General features: G+C 68.9%; 23 protein-coding genes. 19 read left to right on the top strand and 4 right to left on the bottom strand.

Features of this window, described 5'->3' with window-relative positions; genetic code table 11:
* Window position 1 precedes the first annotated feature (1 nt).
* Genes pcaG through pcaC form a run of 4 tightly spaced genes read left to right on the top strand, consistent with a single transcriptional unit; the run spans window position 2 to window position 3162 of the window.
* The gene (gene pcaG, locus FB464_RS12500; RefSeq protein WP_116413563.1) at window positions 2-562 is read left to right on the top strand and encodes a protocatechuate 3,4-dioxygenase subunit alpha; all 561 of its coding nucleotides are present in this window, start codon (window positions 2-4) and stop codon (window positions 560-562) included.
* The gene (locus FB464_RS12495) at window positions 552-1931 is read left to right on the top strand and encodes a lyase family protein (RefSeq protein WP_246093046.1); all 1380 of its coding nucleotides are present in this window, start codon (window positions 552-554) and stop codon (window positions 1929-1931) included. The genes pcaG and FB464_RS12495 overlap by 11 nt, the downstream gene beginning before the upstream one ends.
* The gene (locus FB464_RS12490) at window positions 1928-2746 is read left to right on the top strand and encodes an alpha/beta fold hydrolase (RefSeq protein ID WP_116413565.1); all 819 of its coding nucleotides are present in this window, start codon (window positions 1928-1930) and stop codon (window positions 2744-2746) included. The genes FB464_RS12495 and FB464_RS12490 overlap by 4 nt, the downstream gene beginning before the upstream one ends.
* The gene (gene pcaC / locus FB464_RS12485; RefSeq protein WP_116413566.1) at window positions 2743-3162 is read left to right on the top strand and encodes a 4-carboxymuconolactone decarboxylase; all 420 of its coding nucleotides are present in this window, start codon (window positions 2743-2745) and stop codon (window positions 3160-3162) included. Before FB464_RS12490 ends, pcaC begins: the two co-directional genes overlap by 4 nt.
* 28 nt (window positions 3163-3190) lie before the next feature.
* Here pcaC and FB464_RS12480 read toward each other — a convergent pair whose 3' ends face one another.
* On the bottom strand, window positions 3191-3979 hold the full coding sequence (locus FB464_RS12480) for an SDR family NAD(P)-dependent oxidoreductase (protein ID WP_116413567.1): 789 nt from the start codon (window positions 3977-3979) through the stop codon (window positions 3191-3193).
* Window positions 3980-4085: 106 nt separating this feature from the next.
* Here FB464_RS12480 and FB464_RS12475 point away from each other — a divergent pair, with 106 nt between their 5' ends.
* Both FB464_RS12475 and FB464_RS12470 read left to right on the top strand, forming a co-directional pair.
* Window positions 4086-5390, top strand: coding sequence for a C-glycoside deglycosidase beta subunit domain-containing protein (locus FB464_RS12475; RefSeq protein WP_116413568.1), 1305 nt, complete (start codon window positions 4086-4088; stop codon window positions 5388-5390).
* 55 nt (window positions 5391-5445) lie between these two features.
* Window positions 5446-6921 (top strand): C-glycoside deglycosidase beta subunit domain-containing protein, encoded by a 1476-nt coding sequence (locus FB464_RS12470; RefSeq protein WP_116413569.1) that lies wholly within the window; start codon window positions 5446-5448, stop codon window positions 6919-6921.
* Window positions 6922-6962: 41 nt separating this feature from the next.
* Here FB464_RS12470 and FB464_RS12465 read toward each other — a convergent pair whose 3' ends face one another.
* On the bottom strand, window positions 6963-7904 hold the full coding sequence (locus FB464_RS12465) for a LysR family transcriptional regulator (RefSeq protein WP_116413570.1): 942 nt from the start codon (window positions 7902-7904) through the stop codon (window positions 6963-6965).
* A 220-nt stretch (window positions 7905-8124) separates the two neighbouring features.
* On the opposite strand from FB464_RS12465, the gene FB464_RS12460 reads away from it, so the two are divergent.
* From FB464_RS12460 to FB464_RS12405, 12 genes are all read left to right on the top strand, one after another.
* The gene (locus FB464_RS12460; protein WP_116413571.1) at window positions 8125-9420 is read left to right on the top strand and encodes an ABC transporter substrate-binding protein; all 1296 of its coding nucleotides are present in this window, start codon (window positions 8125-8127) and stop codon (window positions 9418-9420) included.
* 72 nt (window positions 9421-9492) lie between these two features.
* Window positions 9493-10443 carry a carbohydrate ABC transporter permease gene (locus FB464_RS12455; RefSeq protein WP_246093045.1) on the top strand — a complete coding sequence of 317 codons (951 nt, stop codon included), beginning with the start codon at window positions 9493-9495 and terminating at the stop codon, window positions 10441-10443.
* A 1-nt stretch (window position 10444) separates the two neighbouring features.
* Window positions 10445-11281, top strand: coding sequence for a carbohydrate ABC transporter permease (locus tag FB464_RS12450; RefSeq protein ID WP_116413573.1), 837 nt, complete (start codon window positions 10445-10447; stop codon window positions 11279-11281).
* Window positions 11282-11285: 4 nt separating this feature from the next.
* Entirely contained in the window at window positions 11286-11657 is a 372-nt protein-coding gene (locus FB464_RS12445) for a nuclear transport factor 2 family protein (RefSeq protein WP_116413574.1), read from the top strand.
* A gap of 59 nt (window positions 11658-11716) precedes the next feature.
* Window positions 11717-12511 carry a TIM barrel protein gene (locus FB464_RS12440; protein WP_116413575.1) on the top strand — a complete coding sequence of 265 codons (795 nt, stop codon included), beginning with the start codon at window positions 11717-11719 and terminating at the stop codon, window positions 12509-12511.
* The gene (locus FB464_RS12435) at window positions 12508-14070 is read left to right on the top strand and encodes a GMC oxidoreductase (protein WP_116413576.1); all 1563 of its coding nucleotides are present in this window, start codon (window positions 12508-12510) and stop codon (window positions 14068-14070) included. Before FB464_RS12440 ends, FB464_RS12435 begins: the two co-directional genes overlap by 4 nt.
* Window positions 14071-14120: 50 nt before the next feature.
* Window positions 14121-14519, top strand: a complete 399-nt coding sequence (locus tag FB464_RS12430) for a C-glycoside deglycosidase beta subunit domain-containing protein (RefSeq protein WP_116413577.1) — start codon at window positions 14121-14123, stop codon at window positions 14517-14519.
* Window positions 14516-15625, top strand: coding sequence for a sugar phosphate isomerase/epimerase family protein (locus tag FB464_RS12425; RefSeq protein ID WP_116413578.1), 1110 nt, complete (start codon window positions 14516-14518; stop codon window positions 15623-15625). The genes FB464_RS12430 and FB464_RS12425 overlap by 4 nt, the downstream gene beginning before the upstream one ends.
* 14 nt (window positions 15626-15639) lie before the next feature.
* Complete coding sequence (locus tag FB464_RS12420; RefSeq protein ID WP_116413579.1) at window positions 15640-16728, top strand: sugar phosphate isomerase/epimerase family protein; 1089 nt, start codon at window positions 15640-15642, stop codon at window positions 16726-16728.
* 7 nt (window positions 16729-16735) lie between these two features.
* The gene (locus tag FB464_RS12415) at window positions 16736-17134 is read left to right on the top strand and encodes a C-glycoside deglycosidase beta subunit domain-containing protein (RefSeq protein ID WP_116413580.1); all 399 of its coding nucleotides are present in this window, start codon (window positions 16736-16738) and stop codon (window positions 17132-17134) included.
* The gene (locus FB464_RS12410; RefSeq protein ID WP_281279771.1) at window positions 17131-18318 is read left to right on the top strand and encodes a Gfo/Idh/MocA family protein; all 1188 of its coding nucleotides are present in this window, start codon (window positions 17131-17133) and stop codon (window positions 18316-18318) included. Before FB464_RS12415 ends, FB464_RS12410 begins: the two co-directional genes overlap by 4 nt.
* Before the next feature lie 12 nt (window positions 18319-18330).
* Window positions 18331-19335 (top strand): sugar phosphate isomerase/epimerase family protein, encoded by a 1005-nt coding sequence (locus FB464_RS12405; RefSeq protein ID WP_116413581.1) that lies wholly within the window; start codon window positions 18331-18333, stop codon window positions 19333-19335.
* A gap of 6 nt (window positions 19336-19341) precedes the next feature.
* Here the strand turns inward: FB464_RS12405 and FB464_RS12400 are convergent, their stop codons facing one another.
* Entirely contained in the window at window positions 19342-20349 is a 1008-nt protein-coding gene (locus FB464_RS12400; protein ID WP_116413582.1) for an oxidoreductase, read from the bottom strand.
* A 109-nt stretch (window positions 20350-20458) separates the two neighbouring features.
* Window positions 20459-21082, bottom strand: a complete 624-nt coding sequence (locus tag FB464_RS12395; protein ID WP_116413583.1) for an NADPH-dependent F420 reductase — start codon at window positions 21080-21082, stop codon at window positions 20459-20461.
* Window positions 21083-21107: 25 nt separating this feature from the next.
* On the opposite strand from FB464_RS12395, the gene FB464_RS12390 reads away from it, so the two are divergent.
* On the top strand, window positions 21108-21776 hold the full coding sequence (locus FB464_RS12390; protein WP_246093044.1) for a TetR/AcrR family transcriptional regulator: 669 nt from the start codon (window positions 21108-21110) through the stop codon (window positions 21774-21776).
* Window positions 21777-21782 lie beyond the last annotated feature (6 nt).

Below are 21782 nucleotides of genomic sequence, written 5' to 3'. Positions count from 1 at the left end.
GATGCCCGTTCCCCCGCGCACCCTCCGGCCCACCCCCGGCCAGACCGCCGGGCCGTTCTTCGCGTACGGCGTGGAGTACGACCGGATGCACCAGGTCGTCGACCCGTACTCCCCGGGTGCGGTGCTGCTCGGCGGCACGATCACCGACGGCGCCGGTGCCCCGGTGCCCGACGCGTTCGTCGAGATCTTCGGCGCCGATGGGAACGGCCGGGTGCCGCGGGAGCGCGGGGCTTTCCGGCGCGACGACCACACCTTCACGGGCTTCGGCCGGGCGTTCACGAACGACGACGGGCACTACGAGTTCTTCACCCGCAACCCCGGCGCCGAACCGGGCCGGGCGGCGTTCTTCGCGGTCGTCGTCTACGCGCGCGGCCTGCCCGATCGTCTGCACACCCGCATCTACCTGCCGGATGACGCGGTCGCGCTCGCGGCCGACACATTCCTGGGCTCGCTCGAGCCCGCCGAGCGCGCTACGCTCGTGGCCACGCGAACACCGGAGGGCCACCTGGAACACGACATCAGCCTGCAGGGCGAGAACGAGACGGTGTTCCTTGCCTTCTGACGCCCCTCTTCCGGGCGCGCTCGACCGGGGACTCCTGTCTCCGGTGACCGTGGGGCACGACGCGCTCGTGTCCGACGAGGCGGTGCTCGCGGCGCTGGTGGAGGCCGAGCTGGGGCTCGTGCGCGCGTGGGCCGCGGTGGGCGCGCTGCCCTCGGGCGAGGTCGACACCATCGGCGCGGCGTGGGGTGGGCATCCGGATGTCGCGAGCCTTGCCCGGGACGCTGTGGCCGGGGGCAATCCGGTGATCCCGCTCGTGGGCCTGCTCAAGCAGACGCTGCCCGCGGAGCTCCGGCCGTGGGTGCACCGCGGTGCGACCAGCCAGGACATCCTCGACACCGCCCTGATGCTCGTGTCCCGCCGGGCGGTGGATGCTGTGCTCGCCTCGTTGGCGGAGGCCGAGCAGCACCTCGCCGCCTTCGCGGCCGAGCACCGCGACCTCGTGGCGGCGGGGCGCACCCTCGCGCAGCACGCGGTACCGATCACGGTCGGGTTGCGTGCGGCCGGCTGGCTGTCGGGCCTCCGCCGGGCATCCACCCGGCTGAAACAGCTGACGCTCCCCGCCCAGCTCGGCGGGGCGGCCGGAACGCGCGCCTCCTTCCTCGCGCTCGGAGGTGACGCCGCGGCCGCGCTGCCGGCCCACTACGCCGAAGCGCTCGGACTCGACGACGCCGGCACGGTCTGGCACACCAGCCGCTGGCCGGTCACCGAGCTGGCCGACGCCCTCGCGCAGACGACGGACGCCCTCGGCAAGCTGGCCGGCGACGTGGTGACCCTCTCCCGCACCGAGATCGGCGAGCTCAGCGCCGGCAGCGGTGGCGGATCGTCGGCCATGCCGCAGAAGAACAACCCCGTGGCCGCGGTGCTCATCCGCTCGGCCGCGCTTCGCGCCCCGCAGCTCGCCGCGACGCTGCACCTGTGCGCGGCCCTCGCCGAAGACGAGCGCCCCGCCGGAGCGTGGCATGCCGAGTGGCCGACCCTGCGAGAGCTGCTGCGGCTCACCCTCGGGGCGTCCGCGCACGCGGCCGGTCTCGCCGCCGCGCTCCGGGTCGACCGCCGGGCCGTGGTCCGGAATCTCGCGCTCACCCGCGGCCTCATCGTGGCCGAGCGCCTCTCGATCGTGCTGGGGCCACTGATCGGTGCCGCGCGTGTCGCCTCCCTGGTGGCGGCCGCTGGCGCGGGCGAAGATCTGGCGGTGCTTCTCCGCGACGTGCCCGAGACCGCCGGCCTCGACATCGACGCCCTGCTCGACCCCGCCGGCTACACCGGCGAGGCGGCGGCGGCCGTCGACCGGATGCCCGGGGTCGACCCGATGATCGGGGCCGACCCGGTGACCGGGGCCGACCGGATGACCGGAGAGAGCCCCTCATGACGACACCCACCCTGGCCCTCCGCGAGTGGGGCGGCGGCCGCGACCTGCCTTTGCTCGTGCTCGGGCCGTCGCTCGGCACCTCGACCATCCTCTGGGAGACGTGCGCGCCTCTTCTGCGGGAGCGCTACCGGCTGCTCGCCTGGGACCTGCCCGGGCACGGGGCGGCACCGGCCGCGACCGATCCGTTCACCGTGGCCGAGCTCGCCGACGCGGTCGCGGCAGCCGTCGATGCCATCGAGGGGACCGTCGACGGCGAACCCTTCCTCTACGCCGGCGTCTCGCTCGGCGGCGCAACCGGCCTCGAACTGCTGCTGCGGCACGGCAGCAGGGTGCGTGCCGCCGCCATCATCGCCTCGGGAGCGCAGCTCGGCGAGCCGCTGGCGTGGCGGGAGAGGGCCGCGAAGGTGCGCGCCGAGAGCACGTCGAGCATCCTCATCGCCTCGGCCGAGCGCTGGTTCGCCGAGGGGTCGATGGCCGCGCACCCTGACCTCACCGGCCGGCTCCTGCATGCTCTGCAGGACGCCGACGACGAATCGTACGCCCTCTGCTGCGAAGCGCTCGCCGCCTACGACGTGCGGGCAGAGCTCGGCGCCGTGACGGCTCCGGTTCTCGCGCTGTGGGGCCGACACGATGCGGTCGCGCCCGAGCCGAAGGCGGTCGAGATCGCCGAGGGCGTTGCACACGGGCAGAGCGCTGTGATCGAAGGAGCAGCCCACCTGCCGCCCGCCGAACAGCCCGGCACCACCGCTGCGGCGCTCATCGGGCTCTTCGACCGACACGCCGCGCGACCGCACTCCGAAGGAGCATCCTCATGACGCGTCCCCAGGGCGACGGACTCACCGACGCCGAACGCTTCGAGCAGGGCATGGCCGTGCGCCGCGCGGTGCTCTCCGACGCTCACGTCGACCGCGCCACCGCGGCGACCACCCCGCTGACCGCCGACTGGCAGGACTTCATCACCCGTGTCGCCTGGGGCGACGTCTGGTCGCGGCCCGGCCTCGACCGTCGCTCGCGGTCGATCGCCGTGCTCAGCTCGCTCATCGCCCACGGCCACCAGGAGGAACTCGCGATGCACCTGCGGGCGGCCCTCCGCAACGGCCTGACGGTCGAGGAGATCGGTGAGGTCATCCTGCAGTCCGCCATCTATTCGGGCGTGCCCGCGGCCAACACGGCCTTCCGCATCGCGAGCGGCGTCTTCGCCGAGACCGAACCGCCGCCCGCAGCACGCTGACGCCGATCCGCGGAACGGGCGATCAGGGTCAGCCGGGGAGCACCGCCGACCATCCGCCGTCGACGACGAGGTTCGCGCCCGTCACGTAGGCGGCCTCGTCCGAACAGAGGAAGAGGGCGCAGGCCACCACCTCCTCGGCCGTTCCGACGCGCTTCAGGGGGATGGCCCGGGCGATCGAGGCCATCGGATGATCGGGAGCCAGGAGGTCGTTCGCGGTCGCGGGGGTGGCGATCATCCCGGGGCTCACGCAGTTGACGCGGATGCCGTCGGGCGCCCCCTCTGCGGCGAGCTGCTTCGTGAGCGCGACGATCCCGCCTTTCGTGACGGTGTGGGCCACGCGGCTGTTGGTGGTCGACCCCGAGATGCCGGCGGTCGACCCCACGAGCACCACCCGCCCCGATCCGCTCCTGCGGAGCAGCCGCCAGGCGTGTTTCAGGGGCAGGAAGACCACGTCGAGTTCGTTCCGCAGCACGAAGTGCCACTCGTCGCGGCTGGTCGATTCGAAGGGGGAGAACCTCGTTGCGGCTGCGTTCGCGTAGAAGATGTCGATGCGGCCGTGGTCCCGGTCGATCGACCCGATCCATTCTTCGACCGCTTCTTCGTCGGCGAGGTCGAGGGGTGCCGTGCTCGACATCGAGCCGCCGAGTGCCGCCACGAGGTCCCGGGTCGAGGCGTCGCCCGCGGCGTCGAGATCGCATCCGACGATCGTCGCTCCCGCCCGCGCGAAGGCCAGGGCAGCTGCGCGACCCTGGCCGCTGGCGGTACCGGTGATCACGGCGACTCTGCCGGTGAGGTCGGCGAACGGGCGAGAGGTCATCAGTGTCCTTTGTCTCTTCAGATCGATGCGCACGCACTTATGTACATTACGGACATAAGAGTGCTACGGTCATCAGTGTCCCACCCCGAGCAGAGAGTGAGCAAGGATGCTTCTCGAGAGAGACCTGATCCAGTCCGTCGGATTTCGGAACGTTCGCGACGGCGATCGCATCACCGGCTTCCAGCTGAGACTCCGGATGCCCTCCTACCGGGGCATGGCGGCGTCGCTCGTCGACGGGGTTGCGATCAGGATCCCGGGCCTCGTCGACGTTCCCGCCGACGTGCCGCTCTGGACACTGGGCGGCCGCACCCACACGCTCGAAGAGCTCTGGCAGAGTGACGGACTCCGCTGGCAGCTCGAGGATGCCGCCGTCGTCACCGTGCCGTTCGAGGGCGGACTGCCGCAGGGCGTGCACGAGGTGTCGATCGAACTGCGCCTCCGCATGTCGTACGTGCCCGAGGAGCACCAGCCCTCGGTCTACCGGGTCACGAAGCACGTCACGCTGGCACCGGATGGCGGTGGCGCTCCGTTCCAGTACGGTGTCTCGCTCTACAGTTTCATGGGCGACTACGGCACCGTGCTCGACCTCGAGACGGCGCTCGCCGCGGTAGCCGACGTCGGTGCGACAGGCGTCGAGATCCTCGGTGAGGGGCATGTCGCGAACTACCCCGAGCCGAGCACCGCCTGGCGCGACGAGTGGTTCCGCCTGCTCGAGAAGTACCGCCTCGAACCGACGAACTACGGCTCGTGGATCGACACCCGGCTGCACTCAAGCGGGCCGCACGCCCGCGCGATGACCGCCGAAGAGGGTGCGGCGACCCTGCAGCGCGACCTCCGCCTCGCGAAGGGGCTCGGCTTCCGCTTCGTGCGACCCAAGATCGGTGTCGTGTCGGGCGACCTCGTTCCCGACCCGATCTGGACCGAGTCGGTCGAACGCTCCCTCGACCTCGCGCACGATCTCGACGTGATCATCTGCCCCGAGATCCACTCCCCGACCCCGATCCGGCACCCGGTCGTCGACGACTACATCGGTCTCATCCAGCGCACCGGGACGAAACACTTCGGGCTGCTGATCGACACCGGCATCTTCCAGGACCGGCCCATCCCGCTCGGCCCCGGCGAGACGCGCGAGACCCGCCCGGCGTTCCTCGACGGCATCGGCGTGGACCCGGCGGACTTCGCGGATGTCGCGGAGTACGTCGTCTTCGTGCAAGCGAAGTTCCACGACATCGACGAGAACCTCGAAGACCAGCAGATTCCGTGGCGCCCCGTTCTGCAGTCGCTGAAGGATTCCGGCTACACCGGTTACCTCTCGAGCGAGTACGAGGGCGTTCGCGAGCCCTGGCGTTCGATCGAGCAGGTGCGCCGCCAGCACTCGCTGATCCGCAGCATCACCGACACGCTCGACTAGCCCCCCCGCCGACGACCCGACACTCGCCCACCCCGACCGAACCAGGAGAACGACCATGCCCAACGGCCTCATCGACGACGCCAGCCTGCGCACCCACCCCGAGGGGTTCGCGCTCTCCCTCACGATCCCCTGGTACCGGAGCCTCTGGCTGTCGTCCGTCTCGACCCTCCGCGTGAGCATCGACGGCCGCGACATCCCCGAGGCCGACCTCAGCCTGGAGCTCGACGGCACTCGCTTCGCCGTCGCCGACCTCCCCGCACAGAGCGAGGTGCTCTGGTACCTGCAACAGCATCCCCTGCTGGTCGTGCGGGACGATCATCCCCTCGCCCTCGGCGAGAGCCACGAGATCACCGTCTTCGGCGAACTGCGGCTGCCGTACATGCAGATCGCCCCGGGCGACGCCGGCGGGCCCGGCATGTACGTGCCGAACGTCGTGCGGCAGAGCCTCGAGCTCGAGGTGCGGGAGACGGATGCACCCCACCCCGCCCTCGTCTCCGATGTGACTCCGCCGCCGCCCGCGACCGAGGACGACCCGTTCAAGCTCGGTCTCACGCTGTACTCGGCCAGCGCCGAGTTCCGTGCCGGCTGGTTCGACTTCGAGGGACTGCTCGACCGGGTCGCCGAACTCGGCATCGGCCCGGGCATCGAGATCGTCGCCTCGCAGGTGCTGCCGACGTACCCGGCCGTCTCAGACGACTTCGTGCGCACCTGGCGCACGGCCTTCGACAAGCACGGGTTCGACGAGAGCTCCTTCGGCGCGAACCTCGACATGGGCCGCCGCCGCGACCGCGACATGACGCCCGACGAGGAGTTCGAGTTCAGCGAGACGCTCTTCCGCGGAGCGAAGCGGCTCGGCTTCCCGCTGGTGCGCATCCAGAGCGCGAAGCCCGACCTCCTCCGCCGACTGCTGCCCATCGCCGAGGAGCTCGAGCTGAAGCTGGCCTACGAGATCCACGCGCCGATGGGGCCGAACGCGCCCGAGATCCTGAAGGTACGGGATGTCTATGCCGAACTCGACTCGCCCCTGCTCGGGTTCGTGGCCGACTTCTCGTCGACGATGCACAGCATGTCACCCACCCTCCTGCGGGCCGTCGAACGTGCGGGCGTCGACGCGGAGGGGCGTGACCGGCTGCAGGCCATCTGGGCCACCGACGCTTCGATGCGGGAGCGCCAGCAGGAGTTCATCGGCTACCTGAAGAGCCGCGACTTCGACCCGGGGCGCCTCGGATCGTTCGCGCACCTGGCGTTCAACATGCACGGCCATGTCGCCCCGACCGAATGGTCGGACATCATGCCGCAGATCATGCACGTGCACGCCAAGTTCTACGACATCGACGAGAACGGCAACGAGCCCGCGATCGACTACCCGGAACTCGTTCGAGTGTTCGTCGAGGGTGGCTACCGCGGCTACTGGTCGAGCGAGTGGGAGGGCCACGCCTTCGCCGAGATCGGCGAGGTCGACCCCCTGCTGCTGGTGCGCCGCCAGCACGACCTCATCCGGCGCACGATGCGGTCGCTGCAGCCGGCCTGAGCCGGTCGCCCTGCGGTGACCCGTGACACCGCGCGGCGGGCCTACTCCGCGTGGTGCGCGCCCTGCTCGACGATGCGACCTGCCTCGACGAATAGGGCGCGCATCCAGGCATGCTCGGGGTCGGTGCTGTGGGCCGGATGCCACCACAGGGCGTTCACGAGGGGTGTCGCTTCGAACGGCAGCGCGACGGCGCGGACGCCGCCCGATTTCAGAACCAGCGGGGCGAGCGCGGACTGGATGAGGCCGACCCTGTTCGTGCCGGCGATGAAGTGAGGCATCGAGAGGAAACTCTCGACCACCACCGCGATGGTGGGCTCGACCCCCAGCTGCTGCACCTGGCGCGCGGCGGAGGTGTAGGCGGAGCGGGACTGGAAGGTCATCACCCACGGCATCGAGTCCATCTCTGCCATCGTCAGTTCGTCGCCGATCTGGTCATTCGACTCGGCGACGATCGCGGTCCAGTTGTCGTGCCAGAGATCGGCGAACGGCAGGTCGGTCACATGGCCGTGCGGGATGACCATCCCGTCGACGGCGCGCAGCCGGTTGGCCGCGTCTTCGACGATCGTGGGGTTGTGCAGCATGAAGCGGAACCGCACGCCCGGTGCCCGGTCGGCGGCGAGCTCGGAGACCACCTTGCCGATGGTGACGAAGCCGTAGTCCGAGCCGTAGATCGAGAACTCCCGCACGGATTCCGTCGGTGCCCAGGTGGCCTGGCTCTCGAAGACCCGCCGCGCCGACTCCAGGGTGGTCGACGTGTGGTCGATGAGCCGGAGGGCGAGCGGCGTCAGCTCGTAGGCATTTCCGCGCCGCGCCAGGATCGGGTCGTTGAAGTGCAGCCGCAGGCGCGAGAGCGAAGCGCTGAGGGCCGGCTGGCTCAGGTGCAGGCGCTCCGCGGCGCGCGTCACGCTGCGTTCCGTCAGCAACGCATCGAGGGAGACCAGGAGGTTCAGGTCGAGGCGGGAGAGGGGAGAAGGGTCAGGCACGTCGTTGTGTTCCTTCGCAGACAGGTGTGCAGAAACTCTATCAATGACGGTGATGTGCGGCGCGGTTCTCATCGGCCTTTCAGATAGCGCGGGCCGCCGTCGGGTTATGTCGGGCATAGCGAAGACTTATGTGCATTTTCGACACATCCCTGTGATACTGAGGCAATAGCCCGGTTGCGCAGCGATCGTGCACCCGACAACGAAGTCAGAAAGGCTCCTCATGACACAGCACCGTCGCTCTCACGCCAGACGGATCGGCCTGTTCGCCGCCCCCCTCGCCGTCAGCGCCCTCGTTCTCTCCGGCTGCTCCGGCACCTCCGGTTCCAGCTCCGACGGCTCCCAGTCGTTCTCCCTCTCCTACGCCGTCTCCACCGGCGTCGAGAGCCCGTTCGAGACCCTTGCCAAGGCCTATATGGCCGCGACCCCGGGCGTCACCATCACCCTGAACGCGGTGCCCAACGACTCCTTCAGCCAGACCACGAGCACGCAGTTCCAGGCGGGCAACGGATCCGATGTCATCGAGAGCCAGCCCGGCAGCGGCGCAGGCCAGGGCATCATCACCCTTGCGAAGGCGGGCTTCCTCGAGCCGCTCGACGACAGCGCGACCGCCCTCATCCCGAGCGGCAACGAGAGCCTGTTCCAGATCGATGGCAAGACCTACGGCCAGGCCCTCAGCATCTCGTTCGTCGGCAACATCCTGAACCAGACCGCAGCCACGGCAGCAGGCATCACCAGTTTCCCGACCGACTTCACGGGCGTTCTCGCCGACTGCAAGAGCGTCGCCGCAAGCGGTGGGAAGTCGATGTTCGTGCTCGCCGGCGCAGCCGGACCCAACACGGGTGCGACGGCCTCCTCGATCGCGGCGACCCGCGTCTACGCCGAAGACCCGACCTGGAACCAGGATCGCACCGACAAGAAGACCACCTTCGCGGGAACCCAGGGCTGGAAGGACACCCTCCAGGCCATCATCGACATGAAGGATGCGGGCTGCTTCCAGAGCGGTGCCGAGGGTGCCGGCTTCGACGCCATCACGAACGGCATCACCACCGGCACGACGCTCACCATGTTCGGGCCGAGTGGATCCGCCGCTGACCTGGCGAAGGCCGCCGCCGGCAACACCTACACGGTCGAGGCCTTCCCGCCGGCGACGTCGAGCGACAAGGCCTTCGGCCTGGCCAGCGCCAACTACTCGCTGTCGCTGAACGCGAGCTCGAAGAACAAGGATGCGGCGAAGAAGTTCCTCGACTGGATGGCAGAGCCCGCCCAGTCCAAGACCTTCGCCGATGCCCAGGGCTCGCTCCCGGTGACCGGTCTGGCCGACCTCGACCTCTCCGGCACGAACTACGCACCGGTGTCCGACATCGTCAAGAGCGGCTCGTACGTCGCCTTCCCGAACACGGGCTGGCCGAACTCGTCGGTCTACGATGCACTCGGAACCGGAGTGCAGGGTCTGCTGACCGGCCAGACCACCATCGACAGCGTGCTCGCGTCGATGGATGCCGCCTGGGACCAGTAACTCCCGGGCCAAGGAACACCGACGAAGCCGCGCCACACTCGAACAACCGATGGGTAAGCAATGACTGCAACGATGCACTCAGACACCGAAGCGAACACCGTGGCGGGGCCGCACCACCGCACGCCGGGACCGGATCGGAAGACCCGTTCCCGGCGGTCGCGGGGCGTGGTCGGCTTCGGCCACTGGTGGTGGGCGCTCCCCGGAGTGCTGGTCGTGCTTGCCATCCACTACGTCGCCACGGGCGTGGGCGGCTTCTTCGCCTTCACCAACTGGACGGGCATCGGCTCGTTCCAGCTGGTGGGGCTCGCGAACTTCCAGAAGATCCTCGGGGATCCCTCGAAGATCCTGGCGCTCGGGAACACGCTCTTCCTGGCCTTCGGGTCGGTCGTCATCGTCAACATCATCGGGCTCGCCATCGCGCTGGCCCTGAACCGCACGCTGAAGAGCCGTTACATCCTCCGGGTGCTGTTCTTCATGCCGGTGGTGCTGAGCCCACTGGCCGTCTCATACATCTGGAAGTTCATCTTCGACTTCAACGGTCCGATCAACGCGATCCTGAAGTCGGCGGGCCTGGAGTCGTGGCAGAAGAGCTGGCTCGGCGACCCGACCTTCGCGATCTGGGCCGTGCTCATCGTCATCGTCTGGCAGCAGACCGGCTTCGCGATGGTGATCTACCTGGCCGGCCTGGCCGGCGTTCCGACCGAGGTGGAGGAGGCCGCCGCGATCGACGGCACCACCCTCTGGCAGCGGTTCTGGCACGTCACACTGCCGGCCATCCGCCCCGCCGTCGCCATCTCGACCACACTCGGCATCGTGAACGGGTTGAGGGTCTTCGACCAGATCATGGCCCTCACCAACGGCGGTCCGGCGGGTGCGACGGAGACCCTCGCGACGCAGGTCTACAAGCAGGCCTTCTCGCTCGCGAACTTCGGCTACGGAGCCGCCCTGGCCCTCATCCTCTCGGCGATCATCCTGGTGTTCGCCGTCATCCAACAGCGCGTCACGCGCGGAACGGAGAGCTGACATGTTCCGGTACACCTCCGGCAGCCTGATCCGCGAGATCGGTGTCTGGATCCTCGCGATCGTCTTCCTCCTGCCGTTCTACTTCCTGATCACCATGGCGCTGAAGCCCGACGCAGAGGTCTACACGACGTCGTCGCTCGCCCTGCCCGTGAACCCCACGTTCAACAACTTCAGTTCCCTGTTCGTGGCGTCCGGGCAGTCGAACATCCTCCTCGGTCTCATGAACAGCATCATCATCACGGCCGGCAGCATCTTCGGCCTCATCATTCTCGGGTCGCTCACCGGCTACGTCATCGCCCGCAGCACGAGGCGCTGGGGGAAGGCCACCTACTACCTCTTCCTCATCGCGATCGTGCTTCCCGCCCAGCTCGGTGCTGTGCCGCTCTACATCGGTGCCCGCACGATCGGCCTCACCGGCTCGGTCTGGGGGATGATCTTCCTCTACACCGGCATGCTTCTGCCGCTCGCGATCTTCCTCTACGCGGGGTTCCTCCGGGGCCTCGGCACGGAGTACGAGGAGGCCGCCTCGATCGATGGGGCGAGCCGCTGGCAGGTCTTCTTCCGCATCGTGTTCCCGCTGCTCGCCCCGGCCACCGGAACGGTGGCGATCCTCTGCGGCCTGATCGTCTGGAACGACTTCTTCACCGCGCTGATCTTCCTCGGCGGCTCGGCCAACCAGACCCTGCCGGTGTCGATGTACTACTTCATCGGGTCGCTGGTGTCGAAGTGGAACGTGATCTTCGCGATCGTGATCGTCTCGATGATCCCGATCCTCGCCTTCTACCTCTTCGCCCAGAAGCGCTTCATCCAGGGCTTCGCCGGCGGGCTGAAGGGCTGAGCGGATGCGCGACAATCGTTCGGCCTTCGAGACGTTCTGCGACCTGTTCTACACGCAGAAGCGCGTGCGGGCGGCGTTCGACTTCCTCGTCTCGCCCGACTACATCCAGCACAACCCGGGGCTGCCCGACGGGCCGGAACCGGCGATCGTCGGCCTGACGCCCAAGTTCGACGGGTCGCCCGACTCCCGCTTCGACATCCAGCGCATCATCGTCGACGGCGATCTCGCGATGGTGCATGTGCGGGCATCCGGGCCGGACCGCGCCGACACGGCCGTGGCCGACATCTACCGCTTCGAGAATGGGCGGATCGTCGAGCACTGGGACGTTCTGCAGGCTGTTCCCGAATCTCCGGTCAGCGCGCATCCGATGTTCTGACCTGCCCCTCTCTTCTCTGCTCGACCTCTCTGCACACCCCCCACCACTAGGAGACTTCTGTGTACCAACTTGCCCCGAACATCGAGCTGCTCTTCACCGAAGAGGCCGAGTACCACGACCGTGTGCGGGCAGCCGCTTCCGCCGGGTTCACCGCGGTGGAGATGTGGGGCCCGACCGGCATCGATGCGCCCTCGAAGCCGAAGGACGTACCCGCGCTGAAAGCCGCCCTCGAGGAGACCGGGCTGCAGCTGACCGCCCAGCTCTCCGAGCCGCGCACCCAGTTCATGATCCCGCCGTTCGACGACAGCCCGTTCTTCGACCACCTCGACGAGGGTGTGGCCATCGCGCAGCAGCTCGGCTGCCCGCGTCTCGTCGTCGGCAGCGGCACCGGTTTCGGCGGCAGCAAACGCCAGGTGCAGCTCGACAAGCTCATCGACATCTACACGCGCGCGATCGCCCAGATCGAGGGATCGGGTATCACGCTGGTGCTCGAGGCCGTGAACGTGCGGGTCGATCATCCCGGTTCCCTGCTCGACCGCACCGCCGAGGCGGCGTATGTCGCTCGCGGCGTCGACTCGCCGCAGTTCGGCATCCTCTACGACCTCTACCACTCGACCGTCGAGGGGGAGACGGCGGCTGCCGCCCTGGCCGAGGCGGGGGACACAGTGAAGTACGTGCAGATCGCCGATGCTCCGGGCCGCGGAGAGCCCGGATCGGGTTCGATCGACTGGCCCGCGCGCCTCGGCGACCTGCGGGCCTCGGGGTACGACGGCCCGATCGGGCTCGAGTACTACCCCACCCAGGAGACGGTCGCCTCGACGGCGTTCATCCGCGGGCTGGCCGGCGACGCATGAGCGGCCGCTTTCCGGCGTCGGTCGACGTCGCCATCGTGGGCAGCGGACCCACGGGTGCGGCCTACGCGCGTATCCTCAGTGAATCGGCGCCCGGTGCCCGCATCGCCCTGTTCGAGGCCGGGCCGATCGTCTCCGATCCTCCCGGGGCGCACGTCAAGAACATCGCCGACCCGGATGCCCGGGCACGTGCCCAGCGGGCGTCGCAGGGTTCGAGTGCCGGCGCTTCGACGATCAGTTCCCCCGGCGCGGTGACCTCGGGGCAGCGGAGTGGGCGCCCCGGCACCCACCTGCTCGAGACCGGTTTCCAGGCCGAGGGTGAGGACGGGCTGCCCGTCGCCGCCATGTCCACCAACGTGGGCGGCATGTCCGCGCACTGGACGGGGGCATGCCCGACCCCGCGCGGCAGCGAGCGCATCACCTTCCTCCCCGACCTCGACGAGCTGCTCGGCGAGGCGGCGAGACTCCTCGGAGTCACCACGGATGCGTTCGACGGCTCGCCGTTCGCGGAGATCGTGCGGGACCGTCTCGCCGCAGTGGTCGACGAGGGCCGGGCGCCTGGCGAACGGGTGCAGCGGATGCCTCTGGCCGCGCACCGCCGGGACGACGGCAACCTGGTGTGGTCGGGCTCCGACGTGGTGCTCGGTGAGGCGGCGACGAACAATCCCGACTTCGCGCTGTACCCCGAGGCGCTCGTGACGCGCGTGCTCCGAGGCGGGGACGGCGCCGAGGGCGCCGCCGGCGGGGACGGTGCTCGCGGGGACGGTGCGCGCGGCATCGCGGTGCGCGACCTCCGCACCGGCGAGACGACCGAGGTCGCCGCGCGCTTCGTGGTCGTCGCGGGCGACGCCCTCCGAACGCCGCAGCTCCTCTGGGCATCCGGGATCAGGCCCGAGGCGCTCGGGCGATATTTGAACGACCAGGCGCAGATCGTCTTCGCGGCGCGGCTCCGCGGTGTGGAGGGGCTCGATGCCGGCCACGGCGCCTCCTCCACGGGCCTCAGTGAATACAGCGGGGTGACCTGGGTGCCCTACACCGACGCGCAGCCCTTCCACGGGCAGGTGATGCAGCTGGATGCCTCGCCGGTGCCGCTGGCGGAGGACGACCCGGTGACGCCGGGCTCGATCGTCGGGCTAGGACTCTTCTGCGCCAAAGACCTGCAGGCCTCGGACCGGGTCGAGTTCAGCGAGGGCAACCTCGACGACAACGGGATGCCGGCCCCGAGCATCCGGTACACCCTGACGGAGAAGGACCACGAGACCTTCGCGCGCGCCTCCGACCGCATTGTCGTGCTCGGCCGTGCCGTGGGCGAGTTGCTCAACGACCGCCCGTTCCGCCTGCCGCTCGGGTCGTCGCTGCACTACCAGGGGACCACGCGCATGGGTCTCGTCGACGACGGCACGAGCGTGTGCGACACGAACAGTGCGGTGTGGGGAGCACCCGGGCTGCACGTCGCCGGCAACGGCGTCATTCCCACGGCGACGGCGTGCAACCCGACGCTGACCAGCGTGGCGCTCGCCGTGCGGGGCGCGCGCCATATTGCTTCGCAACTTATGTCTTAAACCGACATTAGAGTGTTAGAATTCAGAAGAAGACGAACAAGGAGGTTCTCATGATCCCCGATCGCATCATCGAACAGGGCACGCTCACGACGAACGGATCGCGGAGCGCGGTCGAGGTACGCATTCCGTGGTACCGGGCGCTGCCCGGCTCCTGCATCGCCGGGGCGAAACTGTCGATCGACGGCATCCCGGCCGCCCCCGAGACGCTCCGCTGGGAGATGAACGGCACGGAGTTCACGTTCGACGAGCTCCGCACCAACACCGACGAGTGGTGGTTCCCGCTCGACTCGGCCGTGCTCTCCGGCGAGGTGCCGTTGGCTGCGGGCGACGGCGAGCACACGGTCGACGTCGACCTGACGCTCTACATCCCCTACATCGTCATCTCCGACAACGAAGTGCTGCACATCGAAGAGCACGACACCAAGACCATGAAGGCTGTGAACGCATGACCGAGACTCTCGGCACCCCTATCCAGGGTGTGACCCTCTACAGCTTCACGCGGGCCTCGCACCAGCGCGAGTACGACCTCGAAGCGCTGATCCGCAAGGTGGCCGCCGACGGCTACGGCCCCGGCCTCGAGATCATCGGGTTCTCGAGCTTCCGCGGGTTCCCGGCCATCGAGGATTCCTTCGCCGGCTGGTTCAAGGATCTCGTCGTGGAGGCGGGTCTGGTGCAGACCTCGCTCGCGGTGAACGCCGACATCGGCATCCACCGCGACCGTTTGCTGAACCAGGACGAACTGATCGAGTACATGCGGTTGCAGATCGAGGCGGCGGCGAAGCTCGGCTTCCCGATCGCCCGCGTGCAGATCTCGCTGACTCCCGATTCGATGGAGCAGCTCGCACCCATCGCCGAGAAGAACAACGTCACCCTCGCCCTCGAGGTGCATGCCGACCAGTACGCGTCGCACCCTCGGATCCTCGCCCTCCGGGACCGCTACGAGCAGGTCGGCTCGCCCTACCTGGCGTTCACGGCCGACTGGGGCGCGACCGTCACGGGGTTCGCGCCGTCACTGCTCGAGGCGTACCGGCGCCGCGGGGCATCCGAAGACCTGCTCGCTGCGGTGGTGGATCTCTGGAACGGCTACTACGCCGAGGGTCCGCCCGCGAACCAGCAGATCCACGGCCAGCGCTTCGGATCGTTCATCGGCCTCGCCGCCCAGAACGGCCGGCCCGAGCTCGGCATCGACTTTGCGATCAACGGCACCGGGCTCTTCGGGCCCGCGCGCGTCGAGGACTGGCTCGAGATCCTGCCCTGGGTGCGCCACGTGCACGGCAAGTTCTTCGGCATCGACGAGAACCACGAGGAACCGTCGGTGCCGGTGCGCGAGCTGGTGACGCTGCTCGTCGAGAACGGCTACTCGGGCGCGATCTCGAGCGAATACGAGGGGTGGCACTGGAACCACTGGCAGAGCCCCTTCGATATCGTCCGCGACGAACAGGCGGTGCAGCGCTCGGCCGCCTCGAACGCGGGCAGCAGGATGATCACCGACCGGGCGGAGGCTGCCAGCGTTCTCGCGGCACACCTCGCGCGGCCCGTTCCCCACCTGAACTGAGAGACGCCCACATCATGACTGAAGAGAACGGTATCGCCGGAACGGGCATCAAGCTCGGCATCACCCTCTATTCGCTCACCTCGGAGTTCGCGGCTGGGTTGTACACCCCCGAGACACTCATCAAGGCGGCAGCCGACGAGGGCCTCGGCCCGGGCGTCGAGTTCAACATCGCCCAGATGCTCCGCACCTACCCGGACGTCGACGACGACTTCATCCGTCTCTGGCGGGACAGCATGGACCGCTACGGCCTCGAGCCCAGCGCCATCGGCACCAACCTCGACATGGGCCGCCGGAAGGAACGCGACATGTCGCCTGACGAGGAGCACGACTTCCTCGCCCGGCAGTTGAAGACCGCCCACCAGCTCGGGTTCACGAAGGTCGTCATCCGCTCGCACGGCAAGGAGCTGCTGCGGAGCCTCCTGCCGCTCGCCGAGAAGTACGACCAGAAGCTCGGCTACGAGATCCACGCGCCGTCGGGGCCGAACGACCCGCAGGTGCTGCAGATGCGCGAGATGTACGACGAACTGCAGAGCGAGCGGCTCGGCTTCACCGCCGACTTCTCCTCCACCATGCACAGCCTGTCGCCGACGCTGCTCCGCACGCTGTCGCAGATGGGGATGCCCGAGAAGTACTTCCCCGTGATGGACGAGATCTGGCACGAGCCGACCCCGATGTACGTGCGCAACCAGAAGTTCGAGGACTTCCTGGCGAGCGAGAACTTCGACGGCGCCCGGCTCGGACCCTTCACCCGGCTCGCCTTCAACATGCACGGGCTGGTGCCGCCGGAGGAGTGGCTCGACATCATGCCGCAGATCTTCCACGTGCACGCCAAGTTCTACGACATCGACGCGAACGGCGACGAGCCGGCCATGGACATCCCGCGCATCGTGGAGCAGTTCGTCGCGGGCGGGTACCAGGGCTACCTCTCGAGCGAGTGGGAGGGGCACGCGTTCAGCGACCTCGGCGAGAGCGACCCGATCGACCTGGTGAAGAAGCAGCACACGCTGATGCGCCGCACGATCGAGAATGCTGTCGCTCGCGGGGCTGCCGCGACATCCACCGCACCGGCAACCGCCGCCGCCGCCCTACAGAACGCCGAGTGAGGATCCCATGGCAACCCACAACTCCCTCTTCTCCGAGGCTGACGTCGCGCGTCATCCCGAGGGCATCGCCGTCTCCATCCAGCTGCCGTGGTACCGGAGCCTCTGGCTCTCGTGTGTCGACGACGTCGCTGCGACGGTCGACGGTGTCGAGATTCCGCGGGAGTCGCTGCGCTTCGAGCTGCAGGGTACGTCGTACTCGATCGCCGAACTGCCTGATCAGTGGGAGACGCTCTGGTTCGTCGCCGACAAACCGCAGGTGATCATCCCGCTGCCCGTTGTTCCGGAGGCGGGCGCGAGCATCGACGTCGACCTCGTGCTCACCCTGCGCCTGCTCTACATGCAGATCGCCCCGATGCGCTACGTCGGCAACCGCGTCGAAGTCGAGCGCCAGGTGGTGCTGGCGTGACCCTCCGGGTGGCCCTGATCGGCCACGGTTTCATGGGGGCGGCGCACTCGGTCGGCTGGCGGCAGGCGCCCGCCGCCTTCGACCTGCCGGACAGCGTCGAGATGGCGGTGCTCGTCGGCCGGAACGCTGCAGCTGCCTCGGCGGCCGCAGCGAAGTGGGGCTGGGCCGAGTCGGCCACGGACTGGCGCGAGGTCATCGCCCGCGACGACATCGACATCGTCGACATCGTCACCCCCGGTGACTCGCACGCCGAGATCGCGATCGCCGCGCTCGAGGCGGGCAAGCACGTGCTGTGCGAGAAGCCGCTCGCGAACTCGGTGGCCGAGGCCTCCGCGATGGATGTCGCGGCCCAGCTCGCGGCCGGGCGCGGCGTCCGCTCGATGGTCGGGTTCACCTACCGGCGCGTCCCTGCCGTCACCCTGCTGCGCGACCTCGTGGCCTCCGGTGCGGTCGGGGAGGTGCGCCAGGTGCGTGCCGCCTACCGGCAGGACTGGCTCGTCGACGAGAACGAACCTCTCGCCTGGCGCCTGCAGAAGGAGCACGCCGGCTCGGGGGCCCTCGGCGACATCGGGGCGCACATCATCGACCTGGCGCAGTTCGTCACCGGGCAGTCTGTCGACTCGGTGACGGGCGTCGTCGAGACGCTCGTCAAGCAGCGGCCGCTCCCGCAGTCCGGGCCGGGGTCGTCGGGACTCTCGGGCGTCGCCGGTGCCGGGTTCGGCGACGTGACCGTCGACGATCTCGCCCTCTTCACCGGCAGGCTATCGTCCCGTGCTCTCGCGAGCTTCGAGGCCACCCGCTTCGCCACCGGGCGGAAGAACCAGCTCACGATCGAAGTCTCCGGCGACCGCGGCGCGCTGGCGTTCGACCTCGAAGACCTCAACAGCCTGCAGCTCTACGACCGTACGGCACCGGATGACCGGCAGGGCTTCACGCGCATCCTGGTCACCGAACCCGTGCATCCGTATGTCTCGGGCTGGTGGCCTGCCGGCCACCTGCTCGGCTACGAACACGGCTTCTCGCACCAGGCGAAGGATTTCGTCGAAGCCATCGTGCGCGGTGAAGACCCTCGGCCGAGTTTTGCTGACGGACTCGGGGTGCAGCGTGTGCTCGACGCTGTCGAGCAGAGCTCGGCGCGCGACTCGGCCTGGGTGAGCGTCACCGAACCCGCCCTTCTGACGTAGGAGAATCTGACTATGGCTCGACCGATCACCCTGTTCACCGGCCAGTGGGCCGACCTGCCCTTCGAGGAGGTGGCCCGGCTCGCTGGCGAGTGGGGCTACGACGGCCTCGAGATCGCCTGCTGGGGCGACCACCTCGACCCCTGGCGCTGGGATGACGCGGCCTACGTGCAGGGCAGGCTCGACATCCTCGAACGGAACGGCCTGCAGGTGTTCACGATCTCGAACCACCTCAAGGGCCAGGCGGTCTGCGACGATCCGATCGACCAGCGGCACCGCGACATCCTCTCCGACCGCGTCTGGGGCGACGGCGACCCGGAGGGGGTGCGCCAGCGTGCGGCCGAGGAGCTGAAGAACACGGCGCGCCTCGCGGCCGCGCTCGGCGTGAAGACCGTGACAGGTTTCACCGGTTCGTCGATCTGGAAATACGTCGCCATGTTCCCGCCCGTCACCGAGGCGATGGTCGACGCCGGCTACCAGGACTTCGCCGACCGCTGGAACCCGATCCTCGACGTCTTCGACGAGGTCGGCGTGCGGTTCGCCCACGAGGTGCACCCCTCGGAGATCGCCTACGACTACTGGACCACCGTGCGCGCTCTGGAGGCCATCGGCCACCGCGAGGCATTCGGTCTCAACTGGGATCCCTCGCACATGGTCTGGCAGGACATCGACCCCGTCGGCTTCCTCTGGGACTTCAAGGACCGGATCTACCACGTGCACTGCAAAGACACGAAGAAGCGCCTCGCCAACGGACGGAACGGCCGCCTCTCCTCCCATCTGGCGTGGGCGGATCCGCGGCGCGGCTGGGACTTCATCTCGACCGGGCACGGCGACGTGCCGTGGGAGGACGCCTTCCGCATGCTGAATGCGATCGGCTACGCCGGGCCGCTCTCCGTCGAGTGGGAGGATGCCGGCATGGACCGCCTCGTCGGCGCGCCCGAGGCGCTCGGCTTCGTGCGCCGCCTCTCGACGTACGAGCCGTCGGCGGCCGCGTTCGACGCCGCCTTCTCCACCAAGTAGGTCGCGTCAGCGGCGGCGTCGGGCTGCGACGAGGGCTGCCGTCGCAAGGAGAGCACCCGCGCCCACCGCTCCGCCGACGGCCAGCGAGCGCGAACTCGGCGCACCCGCGACGGGTACCGCCGCACTGCCCACCGGCGCAGGGGAGAGGAAGCTCACACCCGTCAGCTCCTCGGCCATCGCCCACAGGTCGGCGGCCATCTGCAGATTGCGGGCGGCGGGGGTGGAGAAAGCGGGTCGCGGGAACCCGCGAACCTCGCCCGGCCCACCCGGGCCGAAGTACGCACCGCTCGCCGCATCCGGGGCGGTTGCAGCGTACAGAACGGGCAGCGCGCCCATCGCCGCGCTCTGGCCCACGCCGGTGAATGCGGCGATGAGCGCACTCTGCACGGAATCGGTGTGGGTGTGCAACTCGGTTCGGGCAAGGCCGGGGTGGGCGGCAAGCGAGCGGACCTCGGAGCCTGACGCCTTCAGCCGGCGGTGCAACTCGTAGGCGAACATGAGGTCGGCGAGTTTGGACTGTCCATAGGCGGGCCAGCGGCTGTAGCGTCGCTGCAGCCAGTTCGGGTCGGCGAGATCGATCCGGCCCATCAGGTGCGCGAGGCTCGAGAGCGACACCACCCGCCCGGTGATCTTCGGCAGCAGCAGGCCGGTGAGGGCGAAGTGGCCGAGGAAGTTCGTGCCGAACTGCGTCTCGAAACCGTCGGCGGTGCGGCCCTCCGGGGTCGCCATCACTCCTGCATTGTTGATGAGAACGTCGACCTGCTCCGTCTCGGCAGCGAACTCGCGCACCGAGGCGAGGTCGGCGACGTCGAGGCGCCGAACGATCACGTCGCCGGTCATCTCTCTCGCGGCGGCGTCACCCTTCGCCGTGTTGCGACAGGCCAGGATGACGCGGCCACCGGCGCCCGCGACGGCCGCAGCCGCCGCTCTGCCCAGCCCGCTGTTCGCCCCCGTGATCACGAAGGTCTTTCCGGACTGGTCGGGGATGTCGGCGGCGGTCCACGGAGGGGTCATCCTTCGACCTTACGCACCCCTGAGCGGGGCGGTGCGACCGGGCCGACGCCTTGACAGCGCCGAACTGTCGTGCGCGGCGCAGTCACTCCCTCCCCATTTCGCTATCGCCCTACTGCACTCCACTCACATCGACGCTGAGGGAGATCGTGAACCCCAGACCGTTCCTGGCGAGCCCCATCTCCAGCAGCCCCGCGCCCTCCAGCCAGTGCGCCATGCTGAGGTCGCCGACATCCCGTGGTCGATGTCCGAGGCTTGCGATGAACGTCGACACGGTCGCTTTCGCCCCCTCGTCGTCGCCGGCCAGGAACACGTCCCGGCCGCCGGCAGCGAGCACGTCGCGGAAGAGGGTGTTGAACGCCTTGACGATTTGCGCGCTCGCGGGCGCGGCCTGGGCGACCAGCTCTGCGACAGAGGTGTCGTGGGAAATGGCCAGCCCGGTGCCCGTGGCGTTGAAGGGGTTCGTGATGTCGACGAGGATCCTGCCGGCCAGCGCCTCCCCGTACTCGGTGACGATCTCGACGGCGCTTTCGAACAGCACGGCGAGGATCACGATGTCTCCGGCCGGCGCAGCGCCCCAGGTTCCCGCCGTGGCACCGTTGCCGAGCGCCTGGGCCAGGGCGGCGCCCCTGGCCGCATCCCGGCTCACGATCTCGACGGTGTTGCCGCCCTGAAGAGCCAGGGTGCCGATGGCGCTGGCCATGTTCCCCGCGCCGATGATGCTGATGCTTCCCATGATGTGCTCCTTGGTAATTGGCTCGGTGGGCACGAGCGAGAGTGAGCGGACGCAGCCGCGGGCACCCTGGCGCCGTGACGCCCAGGAGCGTCACGACCGGCTCATCGCCGCTGCGCGGCGCGAGTTCGCAGCCCGGGGGGTGGATGCCTCGCTGGAGCAGATCGCCCGTGAAGCCGACGTTGCCATCGGCACCCTGTACCGCCACTTCCCGACCCGACTCGACCTGCTTCTGGCGGCCCTGCAACCTCGGCTCGGAGAGTTCGCCGAGGGTTCCCTCGAAGCTCTGAAGATCGAAGACCCGTGGGACGCGTTCGTGAACTACCTCGAGAACCTCTTCCGCCTGCAGGCGGGGGACCGCGGGTTCAACGACTTCCTCTCCCGGCGTTTCCCGGGCAGCGCCGACACTGAGCGCATCCACGACCAGATGTGCCAGCAGATCGAGGACGTTCTGACCCGTGCCCAGAAGACCGGCCACGTGCGCCCCGACATCGCCCTGGCCGACATCGTCAACCTCATCTGGTCGAACGGCCGGATGCTCGACACCACGCTCACCTCGGCGCCGAACGCGTGGCGGCGGCAGCTCCACCTCATGCTCGACGCCTACCGCGCCGATCGGGCGCATCCGCTTCCCGAGCCGCCGATGACGGACGGGCAGCTCTACGACGCCATGGTGCGTCTCAGTACGACAGGCTGATGAAGA

Origin of the sequence: Subtercola boreus, from assembly GCF_006716115.1 — a bacterium.
Taxonomy (GTDB): domain Bacteria; phylum Actinomycetota; class Actinomycetes; order Actinomycetales; family Microbacteriaceae; genus Subtercola; species Subtercola boreus.
This window is presented reverse-complemented; position numbering and strand designations above follow the sequence as displayed.

Coding starts and splice junctions, on each gene's coding strand:
- FB464_RS12470 (WP_116413569.1), top strand. CDS start 5,446: ATGCCCAACGGCCTCATCGACGACGCCAGCCTGCGCACCCACCCCGAG.
- FB464_RS12480 (WP_116413567.1), bottom strand. CDS start 3,979: ATGACCTCTCGCCCGTTCGCCGACCTCACCGGCAGAGTCGCCGTGATC.
- pcaC (WP_116413566.1), top strand. CDS start 2,743: ATGACGCGTCCCCAGGGCGACGGACTCACCGACGCCGAACGCTTCGAG.
- FB464_RS12475 (WP_116413568.1), top strand. CDS start 4,086: ATGCTTCTCGAGAGAGACCTGATCCAGTCCGTCGGATTTCGGAACGTT.
- FB464_RS12430 (WP_116413577.1), top strand. CDS start 14,121: ATGATCCCCGATCGCATCATCGAACAGGGCACGCTCACGACGAACGGA.
- FB464_RS12425 (WP_116413578.1), top strand. CDS start 14,516: ATGACCGAGACTCTCGGCACCCCTATCCAGGGTGTGACCCTCTACAGC.
- FB464_RS12445 (WP_116413574.1), top strand. CDS start 11,286: ATGCGCGACAATCGTTCGGCCTTCGAGACGTTCTGCGACCTGTTCTAC.
- FB464_RS12460 (WP_116413571.1), top strand. CDS start 8,125: ATGACACAGCACCGTCGCTCTCACGCCAGACGGATCGGCCTGTTCGCC.
- FB464_RS12395 (WP_116413583.1), bottom strand. CDS start 21,082: ATGGGAAGCATCAGCATCATCGGCGCGGGGAACATGGCCAGCGCCATC.
- FB464_RS12450 (WP_116413573.1), top strand. CDS start 10,445: ATGTTCCGGTACACCTCCGGCAGCCTGATCCGCGAGATCGGTGTCTGG.
- FB464_RS12490 (WP_116413565.1), top strand. CDS start 1,928: ATGACGACACCCACCCTGGCCCTCCGCGAGTGGGGCGGCGGCCGCGAC.
- FB464_RS12415 (WP_116413580.1), top strand. CDS start 16,736: ATGGCAACCCACAACTCCCTCTTCTCCGAGGCTGACGTCGCGCGTCAT.
- FB464_RS12455 (WP_246093045.1), top strand. CDS start 9,493: ATGCACTCAGACACCGAAGCGAACACCGTGGCGGGGCCGCACCACCGC.
- FB464_RS12400 (WP_116413582.1), bottom strand. CDS start 20,349: ATGACCCCTCCGTGGACCGCCGCCGACATCCCCGACCAGTCCGGAAAG.
- pcaG (WP_116413563.1), top strand. CDS start 2: ATGCCCGTTCCCCCGCGCACCCTCCGGCCCACCCCCGGCCAGACCGCC.
- FB464_RS12405 (WP_116413581.1), top strand. CDS start 18,331: ATGGCTCGACCGATCACCCTGTTCACCGGCCAGTGGGCCGACCTGCCC.
- FB464_RS12435 (WP_116413576.1), top strand. CDS start 12,508: ATGAGCGGCCGCTTTCCGGCGTCGGTCGACGTCGCCATCGTGGGCAGC.
- FB464_RS12420 (WP_116413579.1), top strand. CDS start 15,640: ATGACTGAAGAGAACGGTATCGCCGGAACGGGCATCAAGCTCGGCATC.